This is a genomic window from Pseudomonas sp. Bout1, assembly GCF_034314165.1.
Lineage (GTDB): Bacteria > Pseudomonadota > Gammaproteobacteria > Pseudomonadales > Pseudomonadaceae > Aquipseudomonas.
Map to the genome: position 1 here is coordinate 713,672 of NZ_JAVIWK010000001.1, position 22,912 is coordinate 736,583.

Consider the following 22,912-nt stretch of genomic DNA (forward strand, 5'->3'; position numbering starts at 1 on the left):
CGATGTCGAGTAAACTCCTGCAAGTGATCACCCTGGCAATGGCCGCGCTGCTCGCAGCCTGCTCCCCCATCAACGTGCTCAACGCACTCACACCCTCCAGCACCTTCACCAAGACATCCTCCATTGCCTACGGTGATGACCCCCGCCAGACACTCGATATCTACCGCCCCGTCACCGCTTTGCCCAATGCGCCGGTGGTGGTGTTTTTCTATGGCGGCAGCTGGAACAGCGGCTCGAAGAATGACTACGGTTTTGTCGGCGAAGCCCTGGCCTCACGCGGCATCGTGGTGGTGATTGCCGACTACCGGCTTTACCCGCAAGTGCGTTACCCGCTGTTTCTACAGGACGGCGCGCAAGCGGTCGCCTGGGCGTATCAGCACAGTGCCGAGTACGGTGGCGATCCCCGCACGCTGTATGTGATGGGCCACAGCTCCGGCGCCTACAACGCGGCGATGCTGGCGCTGGACCCACAGTGGCTGGCTGGGGTTGGTCTGTCGCCGTCAATCTTCAAAGGCTGGATCGGCCTCGCCGGGCCGTATGACTTCCTGCCGATTGAAAACCGCGATGTGCGCCCGGTGTTCTTCTATCCGGATTCGCCGCCCGATTCCCAACCCATCAACCACGTCAGCCAAAGCGCGCCGCCGAGCCTGTTGATTGCCTCGGTGGACGACAACCTGGTCAACCCCAAGCGCAATACCGGCGGCTTGGCGAATAAGCTGCGGGCAGCGGGTGTGCCGGTGGAGGAGTTCTACTTCACCAAAACCAGCCACGCCACATTGGTGGCGTCCATGTCCCGGCCGCTGCGCTGGCTGGCGCCAGTGTTGGACCGGGTCACGGCGTTTATCAAGTTCACGCCGGGCCAGTAAGCCAGCGGTCCTGTTTGTTCAGGCGCCAGGCAATCGCCCACAGCGTGAGGCTGCGCAAGGCCATGAACAGCAGGAAGGTTATCCACAGCCCGTGGTTGCCCAGGCCCTGCAACAGCCAGGCGAACGGCAGCAAAATGACCACCGTCAGCAGCATGCCGTTGCGCATTTCCCGGGCGCGGGTGGCGCCGATGAACAGGCCGTCCAGCAGGTAGCTCCACACCGCGATCAACGGCAGCACGGCGAGATAGGGCAGGTAGATGTCGGCGGTTTCGCGCACGCTTGGGATATCGGTTTGCATGGCGATGAACAGGTGGCCGAACACGGCGAACAGGATCGCGAAACCGATGCTGGCCAGCAGCGACCAACCACAGGCCACCACCAGTGATCGGCGCAAGGCCTGGCGGTCGTGGGCGCCGATGGCGTGGCCGCACAAGGCTTCCACGGCATGGGCCAGTCCGTCCAGGGCATGAGCTGTGAGCAGTAATCCGTTCAGCAGCAGCGCATTGGCCGCCACCGTCGCATCACCCAAGCGAGCACCTTGCACGGTGATCATGAAAAACACTGATTGCAGGGCCAGGCTGCGGATAAAAATGTCGCGGTTCACCGCCAGCAGCGGGCGCCAGCTTTGCCACAGCTTGAGTGCGGCCCAGGCGATATGGCCGGGGTAGGCGCGCAAGGCTTTTTGGGTGAGGGCGAGGCCAAGGAGGGCACCGGTCCATTCGGCGATTACCGAGGCGCGGGCCGAGCCGACTACGCCCCAGTCCAAACCCAGGACGAACCACAGGTTGAGGGCGATATTCACGAGGTTGGTGGTGAGCAGAATCGCCAGTGGTGCGCGGGCGTTCTGGGTGCCGAGGAACCAGCCCACCAGCGCGTAGCTGGCCAGGGCGGCGGGCAGGCCGAAGAGGCGGGTGTGGAAAAATTCGCGGGTCAGTTGGTTCAGCTCGGGCGAGGGCTGCATCCAGTCCAGTACCAGGCCGCTTAACGGAATACCGATGCTGCCGAGCAACATCCCCAGGCCCAGCGCCAGTAACAGCCCTTGCAACAAAATCTGCCTCAGCGCCGCGCCGTCACCGCGCCCGGCAGCCTGGGCGGCGAAGCCGGTGGAGCCCATGCGCAGGAAGCCCATGGCCCAGGCGAGGAAGGTGTAAAGGCTGGCGCCCACGGCCACGGCGCCCAGCTGGTGGGCGTGGGGCAGATGGCCGATGACCATGCTGTCTACCAGCGCTACCAGCGGCACGGAGATGTTCGACAGGATCATCGGCGCAGCCAGCGCCCACACGCGGCGGTGGGTGGGGCGGTCGCGCCAGTCGGTTAGCAGGGAAGTCATGCGGGCTCCTTTGGGGAGCGGCATTGTAACTGGCCGTTAGCGGCGACGCAGATCCAATGTGAAGAGCGGTATTCCTACACGAGACGCCTCGATGGGCGTGAGGCGATTCGGTTTATTCAAGAACCTAGCCGAACGGTCAGTTGTTTGGTCTCGGGCTGTTCAGCAACATCCTTTTCACGCCATACCGGCGCTATTCCGTCACTGATCAATCAACACCCTTGTGGTGCTCAGACGCGCTTGAGCGCGAGAAAAGGGAAACAGCATGGAAAATGCAGAAACTGTTGAATACGCAGACGGCGATAGTATTGCGGGGCTTTTACAGCCCGGCTACTGGATAGAGAGCCAGGTGTGAGGCGCTACAACATCACCGACGGGGCGAAAACCACGGCACACGGGGTGGTGAAGGCCGGCCTTGATGGTGCAGAAATCGAAGGGAAGCTGATTGCCCGGGAAGGTGACAGAGTTGCCTGCCCAACCTGCAAAAGCCTGGGCGTTATCGAATGTATCGGTCCTCGTCTGGTTCAAACGTGGGAAGGGCGCCAAACGGCTCTGGACGGCGATCTGTGCCGGTGTAAATGCAGCCCCCCGCCCACGTTGATCGCCAATCAAAGCCTGATGTACCAGAGCCTTGAGCCGGCCCCGCAGCCCCGTGTTGCACCACGAAGCATGCCGCCTGTTGACAGCCTGGCGCCTTCCAGCTTCGTCACACCGGCTATGACGAGTCCACCGGCAAGCGTCTGCGTATTCGCCAAGTCCTGCATTTCAGTCCCGGTCGGTTCGACAGCCGCAGGAGAGACTCCTGAACGTGCAGCCAATTTTGGCGCTGTCGCACTGATGGGCTCGACGGGTACGGGTGGCGTTGTTGGGCGTGTGGCGGGAACGCTGGGTGCTGATCTTGGTGCCTGGGCTGTTCGCGGACTTACTGGGGCCGCTGCCGGAGCCAGCTCGGCGTTGAATGTCGTGGTGTTGGCTTTTTGGCCACGGGATATCGGGGATTCAACGATGTACAGCCCGGAGCACTTGGCAAACATGAGGGTTGCCAGCACTCGGGTGCGCTTCCAGTTTCGTCTAGATGAGGCTGGAGACATGCGGGTTTACGGCCTGCATACAAGGCCGGGCAGTGGCGCCGATCGTGTGCCGGTAACACAGGCCAGATGGAGCGCCGACAAGAGCGCGATGGTGGCTGTGTTGGACGGTATTTCCATCACCTGGACGCCGAACAACGGCCCGGTGGTGAATGCGCCAACGCCTTATCCCGGTACGCCCGAAAGGTTGGATAACCTGCTGGTGCATCCGATTCCGGTGGGGCAGGAGACGGGGATTACGCACTATCCGGGACGGGATGCTGAGGACGTTACCTGGCAGGATACGATCATCACGTTCCCCGTCGACTCTGGTGTGCCGCCGTTGTATTTGGTGTTTGCCAAGCCGGCGGTGAAGCCGTTGGAAGTAGGCATTTACGGTGACCTCCGATCACGAAGCCAACGAGACGGGCTGGATATTGACCACATACCTTCACAGAAAGTGCTTGAACTCAGTTTGAAGGAGGCCTTCCCCGGAATCACCGATCAGGAAATTCAAAACTATCTGAAACAGGCTCCCGCTATTGCAATTCCCGCCCGCGTCCACCAGAAGTACAGTGAGACTTATGGCGGACGAAACACCAAGGCCAGACAACTGCAGGATGTTGCAGATCTGCGTATGGCAGCAGACAGGAATTTTGACGCAATCAAGCGTGGGTTGCTGGAGGAGGGTTTCGCCGAAGACATTATCGAAGCTGCCCGGGAACAATTGCACAAACTCAATCAGGAACAGGGGTGGTATTGATGGACGCCAAAACCATTACACATTGGGTGAAGAATCTTGGTCGCCACTACGAGATCTTAGTGGCTGAAGGAGCGATACCCGACGCCCCCTTAAGTGAACTCTACACCGGGCGAGATTGGCTAACCCTTACACCGGGAAAGGGGCTTGAGCTACTTTTTCGGGCGCAGACCAAGCGCTTGGAAACGCTCAATATCGTCTTACTTCCGACGATGGAAGGCATGACATCTTACGAGGGCGAGTTACCGGTGCCCTTTTTGTCTGTGATAAATCAGTCAAGTGTGCGAGCGGCTTTTGGGCCTCCGATGGCTTCGAAGGGCTTCACAAGGCTCCCACTCAACACGGCTATCGGCGGTTGGGATGCCTACCTGCTTGACCCCGGCACTGCCCCTAATACCAAACTGATACTTACTTATGCAGACACCCTGCAGGTGAAAACACTGACGTTTACCTTGGTCGACAGGGGGGATGACTGATCCCTTCCGCGATTCAAGCAAAAAGGGAGCGCATGTTTTAATCGAAAACAAATACGCCCCCTTATTTCGTAGCAACGAAGCAGATCTGATGTGGCAGTAGGTTTCCGGCAGATGGGTACTCCGAGGCGGAGATTGAAATCGTCCGTTCCAAAATGCACAAAACGAATCAGCAACAAGGGTGGTATTGATGAACGCCGCACTGATTAATCAATGGATCGCGAACCTAGGTCGTAGTTATGACGACTCTAGTGCAACTGGCTGCACGCTCATCTGTTGCCTGGGTGATCGCTATCGCGGGCAAGCCCGGCTCCCACACTTGGAATGCATTCCCCTGTGGGAGCTGGCTTGCCTGCGATAGCTGACGGCCAGGCAATGAAGGCTTAAGTCTTACGCGGGTGCAGGCATTCGATGGAGCGGTCGACGGTGGTCTTGGCAATTTCCAGTAAGTGCCACACGGCCAAAATCTTCGCTCGCTGCGGGCTATCCAGCAGCTCGCCACAGTCAAGCGCAGTCGCCGAGGCGCTGTTCAGCAGGCTGGCGGTGTACAGCAGGGAATCTTCGAAGCTCAGGTCTTCGTTGATGGTGTGGAAGCCCTGAGACGGCAGGTAGTGTTCGAGGGCGCGATTGAAGGCGGCGCGGTCGTTGAGGATGTCGCTGGGTGGATCGGGGACCAGTTTATTCATGGTGTAACTCCGGTTGGTAGCTAGGAGCCGACACCATCGCGACTAAACGATGGGTGGCGGCTGCGCGCAGGTTAGTCGACCGGCCCAACAGGAAAAATCCGGCGCACCCGAAGGTGCCCTACACGCAGCCACCATAAAACCTCATGGAGACATGCGCGAGTTGGGAGGCGGGCGACTAAACCCGATCACTGATATGCAGTGAAGGGCCGAAGACTAGCCACCCATCCCAACAGGCACAAGGCCGAAAGATTGTCTCGGAAACGTCCCGCAAATTAAAGGGATTTACCCTGCTGGCCCTTTATTAATGCACCACCCAACTGAGCACCCACAGCCCGAGCATCAACCAGATAATCCCCATGATGATCGACGCTCGCATAAACGCGCGCACCGCCGAGTACAGCAGCATCAACCCGATAATCAGCATGAGGATGCTGATGATCGAGGTGTCCATCCCTAAGGATCTGGCCAGCCCGTCGACAAAGTCGCCGCCCGCGTGGGACAGCGTGTTGAACAGCCCGCCGAACAGCTCGACGATAAAGTGGATGATCTGGCCGATCTTGAGACCCAGCCATCCGAAAAAGTCTGTTTGCATGTGTGTGTCCTGATAAGACGGTGGGCGTAGCTGCCGAACCTGAGCCTTTGGTCGTTGTTGGTCCAAGCTAGTTCCCTTCTAGCATAGAGGTTTACGGGCCGCAGGGATTCACTTGCCTTCGCCCGGCATCCGCCCGAAGCTATGCACCTTCAGGAGCCCCCCATGAATCTCGAACACCTCACCGAACGCTTGCACCGCATCCGCGATACCAACGACTGGAAGCAATTTCACAGCCCCAAGAACCTGGCGATGGCCGCCAGCGTTGAAATGGCCGAGCTGGTGGAGATATTCCAGTGGTTGAGCGAAGACCAGTCGCGCCAGTTGCCCGCCGACAAACTCGCCCATGCAGGCCAGGAAGTGGGTGACATCGTGTTGTATCTGCTGCTGTTGTGCAGTGAGTTGGGGTTAGACATGGATCAAGTGGTACAGGCCAAGCTGGCCGACAGCGAGCGGCGGTTTGCCAAATGAGCGACCGTCATTTCGACCAGTTGGCCACCCGCTTCGCCGAGAAGATCTACGGCGGTGCCAAGGGCGCAATTCGCCTGGCGGTGCTCCAGGCTGATTTGATCGAGGCGTTGCCGGATCGCCCGCTGCGGGTGCTGGATATCGGCGCGGGGCTGGGGCACATGTCGCTATGGCTGGCCGAGCGCGGCCACGACGTGACGCTGGCCGAACCCGCCGAGCCGATGCTCGAAGGCGCCCGCCAGCGTTTCGCCGACGGCGGGCAGACGGCAACCTTCATTCAAGCGCCCTGGCAGGACTTGCTCGGCCAACTCACCGAACCCTACGACCTGGTGTTGTGCCACGCCGTGCTGGAATGGCTGGCCGAACCCCACGCGATCCTGCCGGTGCTGCACCAATTGACCGCGCCCGGTGGCTGGTTGTCCTTGGCGTTCTACAATCGCGATGCCTTGATTTACCGCAACCTGCTCAAAGGCCACTTTCGCAAAATGCGCAAGAACGACATGGCCGGCGAGAAGCAGAGCCTCACGCCGCAACAACCCCTGGACCCACGGGAGTTGGCGACGCAACTAGAAGGCCTGTGGCAGGTCGAAACCCAGAGTGGCGTGCGGGTGTTTCACGACTATATGCCGGTGGAATTCCAGGCCCGCGCCGAGTTGCAGGATGTGTTGGAGATGGAGCTCGCTCACCGTCGTCACCCAAGCTTTGCCGGACTTGGGCGTTATTTGCACTGGATTTGCCGTCCGGTTTAAGCGGCCCAGTCTGCGGAGGTCGAAATGAAGCGCTGTCTTGGACTGATCCTGCTGGGCCTGGGCCTGGCGGGTTGCCAGAGCAACAACCCGTATGTGGCGGCGTCTGCCCCGATGCCGCCGGCGCCTACACAGGCGGCCAACACCTTTGATGCCAGCGCCTACCCGGCGCCGGTGCGCGACTACGGCGCCTACCGCAGTTGGGCCTGGCTTAACAACCAACTGCCGGCGGGCTCGGCCTGGGCCGATTCGGCGCAGATTGCCGAGGCGGTCAGCGGCGCCCTCGACCAGCGCGGCCTGCGCCCCCTGCACGATAACCGCGCCCCCGACCTGTTTGTGAGCGCCGACGTGCGCCTGGAAAAACGCCTGCGCCAGGTCCAGGACGACTATGGCTACGGTTATGGCGGTGGGTATAACCGCTATGGCAACGGTTACGGCATGTACAACAGTGTGCCGGTGGTACGCACCTATGAGGTGACGGTGGCCGTGGCGCGCATCAGCCTGTTCGACGCCCGCACCCGCCAGCCGGTATGGAGCACCAGCGCCGAAACCGCAAGCCAGGGCAGCCTCAGCGAACGTGCCGATGCCTTGCGGGAAGCGATGCAGAAAGCAATGACCGCCTACCCACCCAGTTAGCAGCTATTCTCATCTCAGGCTCAGTTCGTCTTTTGGAGAAAAACCATGCTTCGTCGTATCGCTGCACTTGCTGTTGTTGTGTTGCTGGGCGGCTGCCAGAGCAGCCAGGTCAACCATGATTTCGACGCCAGCCGGGACTTCGGTGCCTACCGTAGTTGGGGCTGGAAAGAACCGGCGTTGCAGTACCGCCCGGATGACCCGCGGATCAAGAGCGACCTCACCGAACAGCGCATTCGCCAGGCCGTGGGCGAGCAACTCGACCAGCGTGGCCTGCGCCCTGCAGCGCCGGGCACCAAGGCTGACCTGAATGTGCAGGCTTACCTGATCGTCGAAGACCGCCAGCAACAAGTCACCACCAACTATGGCGGCGCCTGGGGCGGCCCGTGGAATGGTTACTGGGGCGCACCGATGTACAACGAAACCCGCAACATCACCTACAAAGTGGCGACCATTCAGATCGACCTGCTGGACGGCAAGGACGGCAAACTGGTGTGGCGCGGCAGCGATGAGCAAATGCTCGCCAGCTCTCCGGAACCGCAGGACCGCAGCGCGGCGATTCGCGCAACAGTCACCAAAGTGCTTTCCAACTACCCGCCGCATTGACGCTTTGAATTGCCCCGCGCCGGTCGCCAGTTGATTTACGGCGACTGGCCTGCAGCCCCTGCCGCTGTTGTCTACACTCCCAAGCACACAGGAGAGTAAGCGCTCGGCAGTGTGCCGGCAAAGGAGTGCTCGATGTCTCTTCGACTTCGTTCCGGCAACCTCGCCGGGTATGCAAGGCAGCGCGGTGCAATTGGCTTGATGGCGGCCCTGACCTTGGGCATCGCCCTGGTGTTCCTGTTGCTGGTCATCGACAGCAGCCGCCTGTACGTGGAAAAGCGCAAGTTGCAGTCGATCGCCGACATAGCGGCGCTGGAGGCTGTGCAACGCAAGGGCGACTGCCTGCCGGCGACCAACACTGCGCCCACGTATGCCGGTGCCAGCGCGGTGCGCAACGGGTATGTCATCCCGCCGGGCAGTGCCCTGGTGGTGACCTGTGGGGTGCTGGCAACCGGGGCCACTAACCAGCGGGTGTTCTCCGCAGACTCGACCAAGACCGATGCCATCCAGGTGATCGCCTCGCGCCCGGTCATGACCAGCGTTGCCGGCGGTATCTGGGCAATGGCCAGTGGCAGTGCATACAACGTGAACACCCAGCTGTCTGCGGTTGCGGTGGCGGCGCCGAAGATTTTGCCCCCCCAGGCGCAACTGACGATCAAATCTACGTTGGTCACCGTGGACTCGAGCAAGTCGGCAGCATTGAACCTGTTGTTCGGCCAGTTGTTGGGCGGCTCGTTGAATCTGAGCGTGGCAGGCTGGCAAGGGCTGGTGGACACCAACATCAATCTGCTCAGTTACCTCAACCAACTGGCGTTGAACGTGGGAGTGACGGCGGGAGCCTACGACCAATTGTTGACCCAGAACGTCAAGATCAGCCAACTGCTCGATGCGGCAATCACGGTGCTCAGTGCCGGAGGCAGTACGGCCAGCGTGGCGGTCAGCGGCCTTACCAGTATCAAGGCTATTGTCGGCAACCTGGATGTCACCCTGGGCAGCCTGTTGCAACTGCAAACCGGGGCGGTGTCGGCGGGACTGAACACCACGTTGAACGTGTTCCAACTGGCCGAAGCCTTTGTGCAGTTGGCCAATACCAAGAACGGGGTGGTTGCGACCATCCCGGTGAGTATTCCGGGCCTGCTGAACGGCGGGGTGCAGTTGAAGGTGATCCAGCCGCCGCAGTTGTCGGCAATCGGCGACCCTACCTACGCCAAGGACGGTACCTCTGCGACGCGCATTTATGTGAAGACCGCCCAGTTAAGCCTCGGCCTGACCCTGGGCCTGCCGGTGCTGGACAACCCCTTGGTGGAGGGCGCCTTGAACGGCTTGGTCGGGCCGCTTTCGGACGTGTTGAACAACCTGTTGAGCTTGAACCTGGGGGGCACCATCAATTCGGTGCTATGCCTGTTGGGTGGCTATTGCCAGATGACCAATCTGCAAGTGCTGTCGTCGTCCTCAAATCCGCCGGCGGCCAGAATCGATGTGGTCGTTCAACTGGCCAGGGCGGAAAGCTATGTCACCGGGTTTACTTGCGCCAGCGACGCCAGCAAGACCCTGACCACTCAAACCAATGCCTCGATTGTTACTGTACAAATTGGCCAGAGCCCGCAATTGATCAACGCGTTTAACAGCAACACCACGCTCAATCCGATTCCTCCTTTACCAGTGGTGGATATCGGCGCCATTACCTGTTTCAAACCGTTGCTGGGGCTAGGCCCGACGACGTGCGACCCCGCGACGCGCAAGGCGTTTTACGGGGGTGGCATCGGCCTCAGCGTCAATAGTTCGGTGGGGGCGGCGACGAGTGCCTTGCCCGCCCACACGTACCTGCAACCGCCGGAAATCAGCCTGCCACCGCAGTACTACGCCTCATCGACTGCCAGTCTTCTCAGTGCGATCAGCAACGCGTTATCGGGGATTCAATTGCAGGTCTATAAACCGACCGGGTTCAATCTGCTTGGAGGGTTACTGACAACGACAGCGACGCTGCTCAACGGACTCAACAGCACCTTGGGCACGGTGATCGGCGGGGTACTCAGCCCGATCCTGGACCCGTTGGTGAACAGCCTGCTGTCGAGCCTTGGGGTTAACCTGAATGCGGTGGAAGTAGGGGCCAACCTCAGTTGCCGGCCTCACGGGCAAGCGGCGTTGGTGAACTAGGGTTCAACCAGCGGCAGCTCCACACAAAACTTCGCGCCCTGTTCGCTGTTGGCGACACTCAGCCGGCCGCCCATGTTTTCGACAATGCCATAGCTCACCGACAGCCCCAGGCCGGTGCCCACGCCAATCGGTTTGGTGGTGAAGAACGGTTCGAAAATCCGCTCCAGCAGGCGCGGGTCAATCCCGCCGCCGTTGTCCTCCACCCAGATGCGTACGTGACGGCTGTCGTGCTCGATGTGTACCGAGATCCACGGCTGCAGGTCGCGGTTATGTTCGCGTTTACTCAGCAGGGCGTCGCGGGCATTGACGATAAGGTTGATCAGCACCTGCTCCAACTGGTCGACATAGCCTTTGACTTGCACCGAAACGTCCGGCTGCGCCACGCGCAGATCCACACCCTTGCCGCGCAGGCCTTCACTGAGCAACGACAGGGTGCCTTCCACCGCCTGCGCCGGGTTGAAGGGTTGTTGTTCGACCTCCGAGCGGCGCCCGAACACGCGCATATGGTCCACCACGCGCGCTGCCCGCTGGACCTGGGCGTCGATGCGCTGGAGTTTTTCCGTCAGGTAGTCGATTTGCGCATCGCCGTTGCTCAAGCGCTTGAGCACGTTGACGATCGCCATGCGCATCACGTTCAGCGGCTGGTTGATCTCGTGGGCGAGGCCGGTGGCCATTTCACCGAGGGTGGCCATTTTTGCGCTTTGGGTCAGTTGCTGTTGGGAGCGGCGCACTTCGGTGTTGTCGCGGCCCACCGCCTGCACTTCCTGTAGCTGGCCCTGTTGGTCGAACACGCCCCGGTCCGACCACACCCACCAGGCATGTGTACGCCCCGGCAGTTGCAGGCTGATTTCGGCGGTACTCACGGGGAACTCCGGGGTCAACTGCCCAATGCGCTGCACAAACGCCTCGCGTTGTTCTTCGGACAGCCACTGGCTGAGGTTCATGCCCGGCAGTTGCGCGGGCAGGCACTCCATGTAGGTGGCCAGGGGCGTATTGCCGAAGGTCAGGGTCAGGTCCGGACGATAACGGCAGATCATCGCGGGGGAGTCTTCCACCAGGATCCGATAGCGCTCCTCACTCGCCTTGACCCGTTCTGCCGCCAGGGTCGATTCGGTGACATCCAGCCACAGGCCCACGGCTTCTACGGGCAACCCCAGGTCGTCGCGCAACAGCCGGGCTTCGTCCAGCAGCCAGTGGTACGCGCCCTGTTTGTCGAGCACCCGGTAGCGGCAGCTTACGTGGCCTTCGCGCAACAGGCGGCGGGTACGGTCAAAGTAGAGGTCGCGGTCGTCGGGGTGGACCCATTGGTTCAGCGCCGCCGGGGTGAAGTCGGCCAGGGTGCGGCCCAGCAGCGGCAGCAGGCTGTCGCTGAAAAACACCGGTTGCAGCGTGCCCTCCACGTAGCGCTGTACGTAGATCACGGCCGGGGAACTGGCGATCAGGTTGTCCAGGCGGGCGTGGGCGGCGGCGGCCTGTTGTTGCTGGTTTTTTATATCGCTGATGTCGAGCATGAAGCCCACCAGTCGACGGTGTGCGCCCGAGCCCAGCGCTTGCCCCTGCACGCGGTACCAGATGGGGTTTTGCGCCGGGTCGGCACGCAGCAGGCGAACACTGCTCGACAGCGGCTTGCCCAGGTTTTTGAGGTCTTGCAGGCGGCTGGCGAGTTCTTCCCGGTCGGCAGGGTGAATCAGCTTCAGCCACATTGGCAACGAGAGCCGTGTGGTGGCCTCGCCTTGGCTCAGGGTGCGCAGCAACAGCGGCGCAAGCTCAATGTCGTCAGTGTGGGGAGGCAGTTCCCACCAGCCGGTGCCGAGCAGTCCTTGCAGCGCTTCAAGGCGGTCCAGCTGCTGTTGATGGCGCTGCTCGCGCAGGCGACCGAGCAGCGGTGCGGCGAGAGCGGTGGTCAGTTGCAACCAGTCACGGTCGCTGGTCTGTTCCTGGCGGCTATAAAAACCGCACAGCAGCCAGGCCCCTACGCCCTGGCCATCCCGGTAAGGCACCATAAAACCATCGGCATTGCCAAACAGCCCTTGCAGGCGTGGGTGGTCGCTGTGGCCACGGTTGACCCCAAGGCTGACCGGCGCCGTACCGCCCAAGCTGTCGAGACTGGCGCCCAAGGCTTGCCCGTTATGCCACAGGGCCGGTGCATCGTGGGCGCTGTAACAGCCCTGGATACACCATTCCTGGCCCTGCTCATCGAGCAAGGCAACACCAACGCAGGGGATGTGCCAGTGCTGGGAAATGGTCTGCAGCGTGTCCAGCAACACCTCGGGCAGGCGCGTCAGGCTGCACACCCGTAGTTGCTCATGGATCTGATCGCTGACGCGCTGGTTGAGGTCGCGTTGCTGGGTGAGTTGGCGATGGGCAATCAGGTCGCCAATGTCCAGCAGGTGCAGCAGCCAACCCTTGGCCTCGGGTTGAACCCAGCCGCGGGTATGCAGGGTTTGCCCGGCAAGCCCCTTGAAGTCCAGGTCCAGGCTTTGCCCTTGCCATTCGCCGGGCGCGCCTTCGATCACCAGGCTGCTCATGGGGGTGAGGTAATCGAGCAGCGAGGTGGGCAGTTGCCCGGCGGGCTGTTCCAGCCGATGGCGAAGCGGGCCCTGGACGTCTACAACTCGCCCTTGGGCGTCCAGGTAGAACAACAACGCAGCGGTGGCGGGCATTCCCGGCGACGCTTCTGCAGGCAGGTGGTTGCCGCGTCCGAGCAGGCGGCCGAACAGTTTATCCCCTGAGGTCAAAACTGCATGCTCGACTGGGCGGAAAGCGTGGGGGGCAGCGCGGGGACGGTACCCAAGCCAGGCAGCACCAGGAACGGCAACACATTCTGGAGGCTGGACGTGGGGTAGTTGATGTACACCGTCAACAGGCCCGTCGGGCTGTAGGTTGCCGTGACGTAGCCGGGAAGAAATTTGAATTGGGGAGGGATCCACGACAGTTGCGTCTGCGCCGCCGTGATGGCCTGTTGGGGCAATGCCGTTGGGTAACCGGCCGTGGCGGGGTCCAGGGCCACACTACGTCTTACCCCTTCGGTGGCGGCCTGGGTAAAGGACTGCATCAGCAGTAACGGCAGGCTGTAGCTCACCAAACCATAAAACACGCCAAAAAAAATCATGAAGACCAACGCGAACTCCAGCGCGGCGGCACCTTTTTGCTTCCCGGGGAGGCCTTTTTTCATGACTCGTCTACCCTGACTACCACTACCTGATATCAGCATAGAATCATTCAGCAAAAAGGGATTTTTTTTACGTGATTCAAAGCCTCGTCCTATTCGTTTGGCTGGTGCTGTGCGCCGTGCAGGATGTTCGTCTACGTCAGGTCTCCAACCGCTTGACCCTCGGTGCCTGCCTGCTGGCGCTGGTTTACCTGCTCTTTAGTGGCACCACCTGGCTCGGCGCGCCGGCTGTCGAGGGTGGCCTGGCGTTTGGTGTGGCGCTGTTGTTCACGGTGCCCGGCTACGCAATGGGGCGGCTTGGCGCCGGTGACGTGAAGTTGATCGTGGCATTGGGGCTGGCGACCAACACCCTTTATGTACTGGGCACGTTTATCGGCGCAGGCCTTGCCAGCGCGGCCTGGCTGTTACTGGCGCCCAGGCTGTGGCCGCTGATGAATCAAGGGCTTAGGAATACCTTGCAGTACTTTGGTCCGGAACAGTCGGCCAGGCAGCCATTCGTGCCGTTTTTACTGGTCGGATTTTGCCTGGCCTGGCTTTGGATCCCATTAGTCGCCACGTAGGGTATCGCTATGTACATAGTAGGAAAGTACGTCTACGTTTATGAGTAGGTCGTACAGGAAAGTGGTCGGAATGGATCGGTCGGTCTTTGGCTTGCCCAGGCATGGAGTAGCGCGTGAACAAGCTTACCTCTGAAGTGAAAGTGCTCGTGGTCGACGATCAGCCCCTGATTGTGGAAGAGCTTTGCGAGTTTCTTGAGAGCAGCGGTTACCGTTGCGTCCCTTGCAACTCCAGCCAGCAGGCGGTCGAGCGTTTTCGCGATGACGCCGAGATTGGCTTGGTGCTGTGCGATCTGCACATGCCAGACATGGATGGCATCGAGCTGGTCCAGGCCCTGCAGCGCCTGGCTGGCAAGCAACGGGCGTTTGAGGCCATCATGCTGACCGGGCGTGCCGACAAGCAGGACGTGATCAAGGCTCTGCGCGCAGGGATTGCCGATTACTACCAGAAGCCGATCAATTTGGACGAACTGCTCGAAGGTATTCAGCGCCAGGTCGTGGCACTGAAAGACCGGCAGAAAAACGTCGACCTGGGGCACCTGAACCAGAAGTTGCAGTTCCTCTCGGCGTCCATTGACGACCTGTATCACGACCTCGACAAAGTGCGCAGCAGCCCGCAATCGAGCCCGTCGACTGAAACCGACGGCGAAACCAACGAAACTGACCCTGATGAAATACCGGCGATCTTCAATCAGTTGTCCCCGCGCCAGCTAGATGTTGCAAGGCTGGTTGGCAAGGGCCAGACCAACTATCAAATTGCCTGTGAGCTGGGCATCACTGAAAACACGGTGAAACTCTACGTGTCCCAAGTGCTGCGCCTGACCCATATGCACAACCGCACCCAGTTGGCGCTGGCGTTGTCGCCGAACCATTCATCGGCACGCCAGCGCGTCACTGCCCACTAGGGCTACCGAGTATTCGGGGCGCCGAAGCACAAGCTCCCACTGGCGACAGTGTAGTGTCGGCATATCGATAGTTTGTAGACGACACCATTCGATTGGAAAGCGCCCTGCTTTTAACGGCGAACTTGCGGCATTAATCACTGACAGCTCGTATTCCCGTCCTGCCACACCATTCGGTACAGGCCTAGTTGCTGTCGCCCCCGGGGGTGCTGCCGCCCTGTTTCTGGTCGTAGTACTGCGGAATAGGGTATTTGTAGCTGTCCAGCAAACGTTGCAGGGCTTGGTCGCGTTCAGCGGGCGTGGCCTTTTGCACGTGGGAGGAGGCCTGTTCACCGCTGACCTGCAGTTGCAGCCAGCCCTCGGTCTGTTTTTGTTGGGGCGAAGAAGGCCCGGGTTCTATCGCCAGCGCCGTCAGCGGCAGGCTGGTTAGCAGCACAGCGGCGAGCAGTGTGAGTTTCATCTTGAGTACTCCCTTCAGAAGCCTATTTGACAGGCGGCGCTTGCAGCACGTCGCTGACGGCGGCGACCTGATCCTTTGCCGGCGTCACCGTCGAGGCGGGCGCCTTGAGTTGCTGTGCCCGGGCCTGGGCCTGTGTCACTTGTTCGGGGCTCAGGCCCATGCGGCTGACCACTTGCGCCGCCTGTTCCCAGTTGTCCTGGTAGATCATCAGTGTCACCAGGTTGACCGCTGCCAGTTGGTCACTTTGCTTGAGCTCCATGGCGGTGAGGAATTCGAAGCGCGCGTCTTCCATACGCCGTTGGTTGAGGTACACGACACCCAGGTCGTTGCGGATTTTTTCATCGGTGGGCGACATTTTGGCGGCGCGTTGCAAATGCGCCATGGCTTGGCCGTTGTCGCCCCGGGCGGCGGCCAGTTGGCCGAGCCCGTGCTCGCCTTCGGCAGCCATGCAGGTGCCAAGCAGGCTGCGGTACAACGGCTCGGCTTCACTGCGGCCCAGCAGGCGATACACCTTGGCCTGGCGCTGGCGCACTTGGGGCAGGTTGTCTGGCAGGTTTTGCAGGTTGGCCAGGCTGGCGTGGAGCTTGCCCTCGTTGGCCATATCGTCGGCCAGGTTCAGCGACAACTCCTGGTTGGAGTTGGGCTTGGCACAACTGCCCTGTGCGCTAAAACCCGCCCACGGCAGTTGTCCGTTACTGGCGCAACCACCCAGCAACAGCAGGCTGCAGGCGATCATTACTTTCTTCATGGCGTGTCCTCTCAAAAAGTGAAGGCTTTGGCGATGGCGATAAAGCCAGGGCCGGCCAATACGATCAGTAATGCGGGAAACAGGAACAGCATCATCACGACGGACATTTTTGCCGACATCTTGGAAATGTATTCCTGCAGGCGGGTGAGGCGCCGGTCATCCAGCAGTTGTTTGAGCGACTGCAGTGACTTCATCGCACCACCGCCCTGATGCAGGAGCTGTTGGAGGATCAGGCAGGTGTCGGTCAGTTCATCGACGTCCAGTATCTGGCTGGCCTTGTTCAATTCCTCACCCAGCTCCAGTCCGGAATCGACGCGTGCCAACACCAGGCGCAGTTCGGTGGTCAGCACCGGCAGCAGTTTCTGCGCGTCGTAGGCCATGACTCGAAGCGCCTGCTCTACGGCCATGCCGGACTCAAACAGAATGCGTACCAAAGGAATGAAGGTCGCCACTTCACGGGCGATTTGCTGCTGGCGCTTTTTGGCGAGTGAAACCAAGACCCGCTTGGGCAGCAGATACCCAATGATCAGGCCCAGCAGGGCGATCACCGAGCCATGCTCGGTGCCGGGAAAAAACAGCTCCAGTGCCAGCGCGGTCAGGCCCAACATGAGGATCGGCGAGCCGATCTGGCATGCGGCGAACATTGAGCGTTGGCTGGCCTTTCTCCAGCCCATGCGGCTCAACAGAGTTTGGGTTTCGTTATCGAGGCTGACGGTGCGCTGGCCGATCCGGGTGCTGCCCAGCTGGTGCAGCCACTCACTCATTTTTTCGTTACGACCTGGCTCGCCTTGCAAGCGTTGGGTGACCAGGCGTTGCTGGCGACGACTGCTCAACACATTGGCCAACAGGAGCGACAGCGCGGCAAGAAACAACAGGACACTGATCAAAATCGCCATCTCAGATGCTCCGCAACATGCGCCACAGCGCCACGCAGCCGATGATTTGCAAGGCGAACGCACCGAGCATCAGGCGTTGGCCGCTGGGGTCATCCCACATGGCCATCAGGTACGTCGGATTAACGATCAGGAAGTAGCCCGCCACACTCACCGGCAGCACTGCGAGCACCATTGCGGTGACCCGGGTCTCACCCGTCATGGCGCGTAATTGCCGGGTACCCTGGTCACGCTCGCGAATCATTTTGATCAGGTTTTCCAGCAACTCGCTGGCGTTGCCTCCGTAACGGTGGTTGACCTTGAGGCCCAAGGCAAACAGGCGCAGTTCATCCTGTTCATAAAACTCGGCATAGTCTTGAGCCGCCTCTGGCAGGCTCACACCCAGTTGCACATTGCGCTTGATGCGGCCCATGGATTTTTTCAACGGGTCGTCGCTGGCCTCGATGCCGCTCAGGATCGCATCCGCCAGGGTGCGTCCGGACTTGAGGCTGCGTACGGCATGGTCGAGCAGTTGCGGCAGTTGTTCGACCATTCGGCGCAGCCGCCGCCGGTAGCGTACGGCGATGTACAGGCGCAGTGCCAAGGGCGGCCCGAGCACCATCACCCCCAGGCCGACCCACTGGCCCACGAGGCCTCCCAACAGGGCGCCCAATGCCCACAAGGTCAACCATAGGCCCAGGCGCTCGGTAGGCCTGCCAAGGCCTGCACGGATAAAGGTGCGTTCCAGGCTGGTGGCTACCGCGCTGTCTTTTATGGACTGTGGTTGCCCTTCGGCCAGGCGCTCCAGTACCCGGTCGGTCTGGGCCTTGCGTAAACCGTTGCGCAGCAAGCCTATCCCCAGTACCAGCAGGGCCACGGCGAGCAGGGCGAGCAGAATCGGACCGATCATTGGGTTGCCTCCTACACCGGCAGGTGGCCTTCGTGGCGCAACTTGTCACCCGCCGGGTTGACAGCCTCCCGCACGAAGCCAAAGCCGGTGCGCTTGTCATGGCGAAACAGGGTGTTGATGACGTACACGTCCTCGCGGATGCCCACCACCTCTACCACTTCGCTGACGCAACGGCGACCATCGGGCAGGCGGGTCAACTGGATCACCACGTCGAGGGCCGCGCAGATCATTTGCCGCAGGGTTTTTTCCGCCACCACCCGCCCGGTGAGGCCCACCAGGGTTTCCAGGCGCAGCAAGGCGTCCTGGGCGTTGTTGGCATGCACGGTACTCATCGAACCGTCGTGGCCGGTGTTCATGGCGGTCAACACATCGATGACTTCGACACCGCGAATCTCGCCGAGGATGATCCGGTCGGGCCGCATCCGCAGGGCGTTGCGGATCAGGTCGCTGGCTTTTACCTCGCCATGGCCCTCGGCATTGGGCGGGCGGGTTTCCAGGCGCACGACGTGGGGATGGCCCAGTTGCAGTTCGGCCACGTCTTCAATGGTGACCAGGCGTTCGCGGGGGTTGATCAACTGGCTGAGAATGTTCAGTAGCGTGGTTTTGCCGGTGCCGGTACCGCCGCTGATCAGGATGTTGCAGCGCTTGCCGACGGCGTCCTGGAAGAACTCGAAAATGGCCTGGTCGATGGTTTGCATCGCCACCAGGTCGCTGCTTTTAAGCATGTCTTTGCGAAACTTACGAATCGACAGGCAAGGCCCGTCCAGGGCAATCGGCGGAATGATCGCATTGACCCGGCTGCCATCGGGCAGGCGCGCATCGACCATTGGCGAAGATTCATCCAGCCGGCGCCCCAGCGGCGCGAGGATCCGCTGCATCACCCGCTCGACATGGTGGTCGTCAATGAAGCGCAGATCACTCTGTTGCAGCAGGCCGTCGCGCTCGACGAATACCCGGTGCGGGCCATTGACCAGAATTTCCGTGACGGTGGGGTCGCGCAGCAGCACTTCCAGCGGGCCGAAACCGGTCAGCTCATCGACGATCTCTTCGGCCAGGCGTTCCATCTCATAACGGGAAATTGCCAGGTGCATGCGGGTGATGTACTCGGCCACCTTGTCGATCACAAACTGCGCCAGGGACTGGCGTGTGCCTTCCAGCAGGTTTTTCCCCGACTCCTCGATGGCATCGATGATGTAGCGATGCAGCACCAGTTTCAGGCCGTCGTGATCGGTATTGCCGACGCTGCCGCGTGCGGGAACACCAAACAGTTTCTCGCCGCTCATTTGGTCCTCAGCAGGCGGTTAAGCCAGTTGGTTGAGGGTTTTGCCAGGCCTTCGGAGCGTTTTGCCAGGCGCTCGCCCAAGTTGCGCAACGCTTGCGTCAGGGTTTCCCGCGGCGCCAGGGAGAACAGGGTCTGGGCCTGGTTCTTGGCACTCAGGCGAACTTCCGGGCTCCAGGGCAACACGGCGATCACTTCCAGCCCAAAGCTTTTGCCCAGCGCCTCCGAGTCCGGGGCGGCACCTTTGAGGTAGCGGTCTACCAGCAGGCGGGCATGCTCCAGTTTCATGCCTTTTTCTCGCCACAGGTTGAGTATCGCAAGGTTACGGCGGCAGTCCGGCACGCTTTGGTCGGTGCACCACAGCAGTTTGTCGCAGTGGCTGACAAAGGTGCGCACGGCTTCACTGTCGGGTTGCCCGGTCAGGTTCACCACAATGTGTTGGAAGTGCTGGCGCAGGGCGCTGAGTAGCATGTACAGCTCGGCCGCACTGGTACGCTCCAGCGGCTCGTCGTTGGTGTGGTAGGCGAGGATGCGCAGGCCGGCTTCGGCCGAGGTGAAGGCACTGTTGATCAACGTTGCGTCCAGGCGGCGCAGGTGGCGCAGGGCATCGCCGAAGTGAAACGAGCTTTCCAGCCCCAGCAGCGCCAGGCTGTCTGCGAGCGGCAGGCCCAGGTCGAGCAACAATGTTTGCTGCCCGCTTTTTTGCACCACCAGCGCCAGGTGGCTGGCGATCAGCGCGCCGTCGGCATTGCCCTGGGTTCCATAGAGTACGGTCAGCCCGCCCAGGTGGGCATTGGGGGTGACGGCCGGCAAGCGTTTACTCAGGCGACGAACCAGGCCGGCAACTTCACTGGAGCGTGAGCCGTAGGCGACGAAATCCCGCGCGCCGGCGCGCATTGCATTGAGCACCAACTGGTTGTCCATGCCATCGCCCAGGGCCACGATGGCGAGCATGGGCTTGGCCTCCAGGGCGCCTTCGATCAGGGCGCACTGGGTGGTCACGTGTTCACGGTCCAGGCCGATGAACACCAGGTTGGCGAACGTCACGTCCACCAACGCCAACAGCTCGTCCAGGCTGCCCGCGCCGGCACTGACCACCTGCCCCAGGGGCGCGAGCGCGCCCTGGAGCCATTCCAGGTCTGTGGTGTTGCGGGTGATTGCCAGAAAGGTCTGGCTCAGGCTCTCGCTCATTCGGACAGTCCAGTGCGGCGGTCGAAATTACCGTTTTCAAGGAAATACAGGCGGTACCAGTTCGGGTCGTAATTGCGCAGTTTTTCCCCTGGCAACGAGGGCAATTGGGCGTTGGCGGCCAGTGGCTGTACCAGGTGTGGGGTGACGATCATCAGCAGCTCTTTTTCCTGGCGGTTAACGCTGGAGTCGCGAAAGAACGCGCCGAGAATCGGGATGTCGCCCAGGCCCGGGAATTTGCTGACGCTTGAGGTGTTGTTGGTGCTGATCAGGCCGCTGATCACAAAGCTTTCGCCGTCGGCCAGGGAGATGCTGGTGTCGGTGCGCCGGATCGTCAGCGCCGGTACCGAGATACCCTGGATGGTGACCGCGTTGCTGTAGTCCAGCTCGCTGACTTCGGGTGCGACCTTCAGGGAAATACGCCCATGGTCGATAACGGTCGGGGTCAGGGTCAGGCGGATCCCGAACTCCTTGTATTCGATGGAGAGGGAGTTGCTGCCACTGCTGGGCACCGGGATCGGAACCTCACCACCGGCGAGGAAGGTCGCGCTTTGCCCACTGAGCGCCACCAGGCTGGGGCGGGCCAGGGTGTAGGCAAACCCGCTGCTTTCCAGCGCGTTGATCATGGCCGAAACGCGACCGCCGCCAAAGCCGATGTTGAAGGTGTCGTTGTTTACCGGCAGCCCGCGAAACCCTGTGGCCGCCGCGTTGGCGACGTTGTTGGGCGTGCCAAACAAAAAGTTGCCGCCCCGGCCAAAAATCGACGTACTGGCCTCCTTGAGCTTGGTGCGGCTCACTTCCACGAAGCGGATGTCGGTTTGCACCTGGCTGGGCAGCGTCGGGTCATCGGACGGTGACAGGGTCAGGCTGGTCAGGGCCGACGTGGCCTTGCCCTGGACGAACACCATGCTCTGGCGCGGGCTGCTGGAACACGCTGTCCAGACCATCAGGCTGGTGTTGCCAGGCGCGATACCGGTGAGCAGGAATGCCTGGTTACCGTTGACCTGCACATCGGCCACTTTCGGGTCGCCAATGGCTAGCCGCGTAATCGGTACCGGCGATTGAATTGCCTGTTGTGTACCTTCGCCCACCTCCAGCACGGCCGGCAATTGGCCCAGCCCCGCGCAGTTCCCCGACGCCGCCAGTGCCACCTCGACGGGCAGGCTCACGGTGAGAAGGGCCCAGAATACTCGCGAAAAAAACCACACGGAACGACTGCTCATTCAAGGCATCCTTAGCTCTTTCAGGGCGTTTGTTGAGTCACCTGGTTGCCGCGTATCACCTCGACCCCCGAGCGTTTTGGAGCCCCGTTGGCAGGTGTTGGACCGAAACTGTTGAGGGGGGCCTGGCTGAAGGACAGTTGGTTGAACTGGTAGAGATCGCGCTTGGTGTTTTCCAGGTTGATCGCGGATTCCGTGTCGCCGGCCCAGTATTGGCTCAACAGTTGTTCGTCGGCACTGCGTACAGCCAGGCGCAATACACCCGATTGGGTGGCGAGCATCAGCCGGCTCAACAGCTGCTCGGGGACGGCCAGGGTGACCGTGCGTGCGCTGGCACGACCTTGCTGTTGCTTGAGTTTTTCGTCTGCGGTGGCCGGTGGGGTAGAGGCGGGGTTGCCATCGTTGGTCAGCCCCAATTGGTCGCCGACGCCCAGCAGGCGCAAGGCAGGCACCACCACTTGTGCCGACTGCTGCGGGTTGCTGGCTTCCTGGCGCAGGAAGAGCAGAACGTCTACGTAGTCGCCTGGGGTCAATTGCCCGCCGGCACCGATTACTTCATCCACGGCGACGGCCAGGGCGCGCTCGCTGGGGCGGATCATCCGGGCCAAGGTTCCGCCGGCGTTGAAGCTCTCCTCGGTGAGCCATGTGCCGGCAGGCAGTGGCCGCCAGGGGGTCTTGCCCACGGCCTGGTCGAGGCGGGTCAAGCTGCCGGCGGGAACCGTGCGCAGTCTTTCCAGGGTCAGGTCGGCGGCGGTGAGGGCAACAAAGGGTGCAACATCATGGGCCAGGACCACCACGGGTTGGCGTGTCTGGTCTTCGGCTGCGGGTTGCGCAACCTCGGGTGATGGAGTTACAGGGGGGGCGACAGGAGCAGAGCGACTAAGCACCAGGCCCCAGTAGCCAGCAATCAATGCACCTACCAATAGCAGCCCGGCGAGGATCAAGCTAATGCGACTGTTCATGATGGCTCTCCCTATCCTGCTGCATCCACTGCTCTTTCCTACTAATGCGTACGCGTTTGGGGCGCTAAAGGCATCTAACTATTTCGCTATTTGAAGGTAGCCCAGCTAGGACGAAATGCCATTACTGGCCAACAAATATCTCCAGATTCTGTGAAAAGGCAGCTTTTTTGGCGCCAGCATGCCGACTAATACTTTGTGATTAATCAGTTCTTACAGTTGTTGGTATGGGGTTTGTTGACAATGCTCTAGTGGCACACCGGAATCATT

At 61.1% G+C, this 22,912-nt stretch carries 23 protein-coding genes; 10 read left to right on the forward strand and 13 right to left on the reverse strand.

Annotated features, from left to right (window positions below):
- Positions 1-2 precede the first annotated feature (2 nt).
- Positions 3-866 carry an alpha/beta hydrolase gene (locus RGV33_RS03105; protein WP_322143063.1) on the forward strand — a complete coding sequence of 288 codons (864 nt, stop codon included), beginning with the start codon at positions 3-5 and terminating at the stop codon, positions 864-866.
- Here RGV33_RS03105 and RGV33_RS03110 read toward each other — a convergent pair.
- Complete coding sequence (locus tag RGV33_RS03110; protein ID WP_322143064.1) at positions 850-2,196, reverse strand: MATE family efflux transporter; 1,347 nt, start codon at positions 2,194-2,196, stop codon at positions 850-852. The genes RGV33_RS03105 and RGV33_RS03110 overlap by 17 nt on opposite strands.
- 348 nt (positions 2,197-2,544) lie before the next feature.
- Between RGV33_RS03110 and RGV33_RS03115 the strand changes: the two genes are divergently transcribed.
- Positions 2,545-4,023 carry an S-type pyocin domain-containing protein gene (locus RGV33_RS03115; RefSeq protein ID WP_322143065.1) on the forward strand — a complete coding sequence of 493 codons (1,479 nt, stop codon included), beginning with the start codon at positions 2,545-2,547 and terminating at the stop codon, positions 4,021-4,023.
- A complete protein-coding gene (locus RGV33_RS03120; RefSeq protein WP_322143066.1) occupies positions 4,023-4,496 on the forward strand; it encodes a DUF6392 family protein in 474 nt (157 codons plus the stop codon). Before RGV33_RS03115 ends, RGV33_RS03120 begins: the two co-directional genes overlap by 1 nt.
- Before the next feature lie 380 nt (positions 4,497-4,876).
- On the opposite strand, the gene RGV33_RS03125 is transcribed toward RGV33_RS03120, so the two are convergent.
- Together RGV33_RS03125 and RGV33_RS03130 are read right to left on the reverse strand one after the other, a co-directional pair.
- On the reverse strand, positions 4,877-5,179 hold the full coding sequence (locus RGV33_RS03125; RefSeq protein WP_322143067.1) for a DUF6124 family protein: 303 nt from the start codon (positions 5,177-5,179) through the stop codon (positions 4,877-4,879).
- 301 nt (positions 5,180-5,480) lie between these two features.
- Positions 5,481-5,771 carry a hypothetical protein gene (locus tag RGV33_RS03130; protein WP_322143068.1) on the reverse strand — a complete coding sequence of 97 codons (291 nt, stop codon included), beginning with the start codon at positions 5,769-5,771 and terminating at the stop codon, positions 5,481-5,483.
- Between the two features lie 162 nt (positions 5,772-5,933).
- Between RGV33_RS03130 and RGV33_RS03135 the strand changes: the two genes are divergently transcribed.
- From RGV33_RS03135 to RGV33_RS03155, 5 genes are all read left to right on the forward strand, one after another.
- Positions 5,934-6,239, forward strand: a complete 306-nt coding sequence (locus tag RGV33_RS03135; RefSeq protein WP_177041441.1) for a MazG-like family protein — start codon at positions 5,934-5,936, stop codon at positions 6,237-6,239.
- Complete coding sequence (locus RGV33_RS03140; protein ID WP_322143069.1) at positions 6,236-6,985, forward strand: methyltransferase domain-containing protein; 750 nt, start codon at positions 6,236-6,238, stop codon at positions 6,983-6,985. The genes RGV33_RS03135 and RGV33_RS03140 overlap by 4 nt, the downstream gene beginning before the upstream one ends.
- A 24-nt stretch (positions 6,986-7,009) precedes the next feature.
- On the forward strand, positions 7,010-7,618 hold the full coding sequence (locus RGV33_RS03145) for a DUF4136 domain-containing protein (protein ID WP_322143070.1): 609 nt from the start codon (positions 7,010-7,012) through the stop codon (positions 7,616-7,618).
- A gap of 45 nt (positions 7,619-7,663) precedes the next feature.
- Positions 7,664-8,221 carry a DUF4136 domain-containing protein gene (locus RGV33_RS03150; RefSeq protein WP_322143071.1) on the forward strand — a complete coding sequence of 186 codons (558 nt, stop codon included), beginning with the start codon at positions 7,664-7,666 and terminating at the stop codon, positions 8,219-8,221.
- Positions 8,222-8,353: 132 nt separating this feature from the next.
- The gene (locus tag RGV33_RS03155) at positions 8,354-10,375 is read left to right on the forward strand and encodes a pilus assembly protein TadG-related protein (RefSeq protein WP_322143072.1); all 2,022 of its coding nucleotides are present in this window, start codon (positions 8,354-8,356) and stop codon (positions 10,373-10,375) included.
- Here RGV33_RS03155 and RGV33_RS03160 read toward each other — a convergent pair.
- Positions 10,372-13,113 carry an ATP-binding protein gene (locus RGV33_RS03160; RefSeq protein ID WP_322143073.1) on the reverse strand — a complete coding sequence of 914 codons (2,742 nt, stop codon included), beginning with the start codon at positions 13,111-13,113 and terminating at the stop codon, positions 10,372-10,374. The two genes, RGV33_RS03155 and RGV33_RS03160, sit on opposite strands and share 4 nt — an antisense overlap.
- On the reverse strand, positions 13,110-13,550 hold the full coding sequence (locus tag RGV33_RS03165; protein ID WP_322143074.1) for a TadE/TadG family type IV pilus assembly protein: 441 nt from the start codon (positions 13,548-13,550) through the stop codon (positions 13,110-13,112). Before RGV33_RS03165 ends, RGV33_RS03160 begins: the two co-directional genes overlap by 4 nt.
- A gap of 71 nt (positions 13,551-13,621) precedes the next feature.
- Here RGV33_RS03165 and RGV33_RS03170 point away from each other — a divergent pair, with 71 nt between their 5' ends.
- Positions 13,622-14,107 (forward strand): prepilin peptidase, encoded by a 486-nt coding sequence (locus RGV33_RS03170; protein WP_322143075.1) that lies wholly within the window; start codon positions 13,622-13,624, stop codon positions 14,105-14,107.
- A 113-nt stretch (positions 14,108-14,220) separates the two neighbouring features.
- A complete protein-coding gene (locus RGV33_RS03175; RefSeq protein WP_322143076.1) occupies positions 14,221-15,009 on the forward strand; it encodes a response regulator transcription factor in 789 nt (262 codons plus the stop codon).
- A 181-nt stretch (positions 15,010-15,190) separates the two neighbouring features.
- On the opposite strand, the gene RGV33_RS03180 is transcribed toward RGV33_RS03175, so the two are convergent.
- The 8 genes from RGV33_RS03180 to cpaB are packed head-to-tail and all read right to left on the reverse strand — an operon-like array spanning position 15,191 to position 22,645.
- The gene (locus RGV33_RS03180; protein WP_322143077.1) at positions 15,191-15,466 is read right to left on the reverse strand and encodes a DUF3613 domain-containing protein; all 276 of its coding nucleotides are present in this window, start codon (positions 15,464-15,466) and stop codon (positions 15,191-15,193) included.
- Between the two features lie 22 nt (positions 15,467-15,488).
- Complete coding sequence (locus RGV33_RS03185) at positions 15,489-16,214, reverse strand: tetratricopeptide repeat protein (RefSeq protein WP_322143078.1); 726 nt, start codon at positions 16,212-16,214, stop codon at positions 15,489-15,491.
- A gap of 11 nt (positions 16,215-16,225) precedes the next feature.
- Positions 16,226-17,110 carry a type II secretion system F family protein gene (locus tag RGV33_RS03190; protein WP_322143079.1) on the reverse strand — a complete coding sequence of 295 codons (885 nt, stop codon included), beginning with the start codon at positions 17,108-17,110 and terminating at the stop codon, positions 16,226-16,228.
- Between the two features lies 1 nt (position 17,111).
- The gene (locus RGV33_RS03195; protein WP_322143080.1) at positions 17,112-17,996 is read right to left on the reverse strand and encodes a type II secretion system F family protein; all 885 of its coding nucleotides are present in this window, start codon (positions 17,994-17,996) and stop codon (positions 17,112-17,114) included.
- Between the two features lie 11 nt (positions 17,997-18,007).
- Positions 18,008-19,279: a CpaF family protein gene (locus RGV33_RS03200; RefSeq protein ID WP_322143081.1), complete on the reverse strand. Its 1,272-nt coding sequence runs from the start codon at positions 19,277-19,279 to the stop codon at positions 18,008-18,010.
- Positions 19,276-20,466: a pilus assembly protein gene (locus tag RGV33_RS03205; RefSeq protein ID WP_322143082.1), complete on the reverse strand. Its 1,191-nt coding sequence runs from the start codon at positions 20,464-20,466 to the stop codon at positions 19,276-19,278. Before RGV33_RS03205 ends, RGV33_RS03200 begins: the two co-directional genes overlap by 4 nt.
- Positions 20,463-21,686: a type II and III secretion system protein family protein gene (locus tag RGV33_RS03210; protein WP_322143083.1), complete on the reverse strand. Its 1,224-nt coding sequence runs from the start codon at positions 21,684-21,686 to the stop codon at positions 20,463-20,465. The genes RGV33_RS03205 and RGV33_RS03210 overlap by 4 nt, the downstream gene beginning before the upstream one ends.
- Before the next feature lie 20 nt (positions 21,687-21,706).
- The gene (gene cpaB / locus RGV33_RS03215; protein WP_322143084.1) at positions 21,707-22,645 is read right to left on the reverse strand and encodes a Flp pilus assembly protein CpaB; all 939 of its coding nucleotides are present in this window, start codon (positions 22,643-22,645) and stop codon (positions 21,707-21,709) included.
- Positions 22,646-22,912: the final 267 nt, after the last annotated feature.

Excerpts from the sequence above, each read along its gene's own strand:
- RGV33_RS03105 (WP_322143063.1), top strand. The coding sequence starts at position 3 with ATGTCGAGTAAACTCCTGCAAGTGATCACCCTGGCAATGGCCGCGCTG.
- RGV33_RS03110 (WP_322143064.1), bottom strand. The coding sequence starts at position 2,196 with ATGACTTCCCTGCTAACCGACTGGCGCGACCGCCCCACCCACCGCCGC.
- RGV33_RS03120 (WP_322143066.1), top strand. The coding sequence starts at position 4,023 with ATGGACGCCAAAACCATTACACATTGGGTGAAGAATCTTGGTCGCCAC.
- RGV33_RS03125 (WP_322143067.1), bottom strand. The coding sequence starts at position 5,179 with ATGAATAAACTGGTCCCCGATCCACCCAGCGACATCCTCAACGACCGC.
- RGV33_RS03130 (WP_322143068.1), bottom strand. The coding sequence starts at position 5,771 with ATGCAAACAGACTTTTTCGGATGGCTGGGTCTCAAGATCGGCCAGATC.
- RGV33_RS03135 (WP_177041441.1), top strand. The coding sequence starts at position 5,934 with ATGAATCTCGAACACCTCACCGAACGCTTGCACCGCATCCGCGATACC.
- RGV33_RS03140 (WP_322143069.1), top strand. The coding sequence starts at position 6,236 with ATGAGCGACCGTCATTTCGACCAGTTGGCCACCCGCTTCGCCGAGAAG.
- RGV33_RS03145 (WP_322143070.1), top strand. The coding sequence starts at position 7,010 with ATGAAGCGCTGTCTTGGACTGATCCTGCTGGGCCTGGGCCTGGCGGGT.
- RGV33_RS03150 (WP_322143071.1), top strand. The coding sequence starts at position 7,664 with ATGCTTCGTCGTATCGCTGCACTTGCTGTTGTTGTGTTGCTGGGCGGC.
- RGV33_RS03155 (WP_322143072.1), top strand. The coding sequence starts at position 8,354 with ATGTCTCTTCGACTTCGTTCCGGCAACCTCGCCGGGTATGCAAGGCAG.
- RGV33_RS03165 (WP_322143074.1), bottom strand. The coding sequence starts at position 13,550 with ATGAAAAAAGGCCTCCCCGGGAAGCAAAAAGGTGCCGCCGCGCTGGAG.
- RGV33_RS03180 (WP_322143077.1), bottom strand. The coding sequence starts at position 15,466 with ATGAAACTCACACTGCTCGCCGCTGTGCTGCTAACCAGCCTGCCGCTG.
- RGV33_RS03185 (WP_322143078.1), bottom strand. The coding sequence starts at position 16,214 with ATGAAGAAAGTAATGATCGCCTGCAGCCTGCTGTTGCTGGGTGGTTGC.
- RGV33_RS03190 (WP_322143079.1), bottom strand. The coding sequence starts at position 17,110 with ATGGCGATTTTGATCAGTGTCCTGTTGTTTCTTGCCGCGCTGTCGCTC.
- RGV33_RS03195 (WP_322143080.1), bottom strand. The coding sequence starts at position 17,996 with ATGATCGGTCCGATTCTGCTCGCCCTGCTCGCCGTGGCCCTGCTGGTA.
- RGV33_RS03200 (WP_322143081.1), bottom strand. The coding sequence starts at position 19,279 with ATGAGCGGCGAGAAACTGTTTGGTGTTCCCGCACGCGGCAGCGTCGGC.
- RGV33_RS03205 (WP_322143082.1), bottom strand. The coding sequence starts at position 20,466 with ATGAGCGAGAGCCTGAGCCAGACCTTTCTGGCAATCACCCGCAACACC.
- RGV33_RS03210 (WP_322143083.1), bottom strand. The coding sequence starts at position 21,686 with ATGAGCAGTCGTTCCGTGTGGTTTTTTTCGCGAGTATTCTGGGCCCTT.
- cpaB (WP_322143084.1), bottom strand. The coding sequence starts at position 22,645 with ATGAACAGTCGCATTAGCTTGATCCTCGCCGGGCTGCTATTGGTAGGT.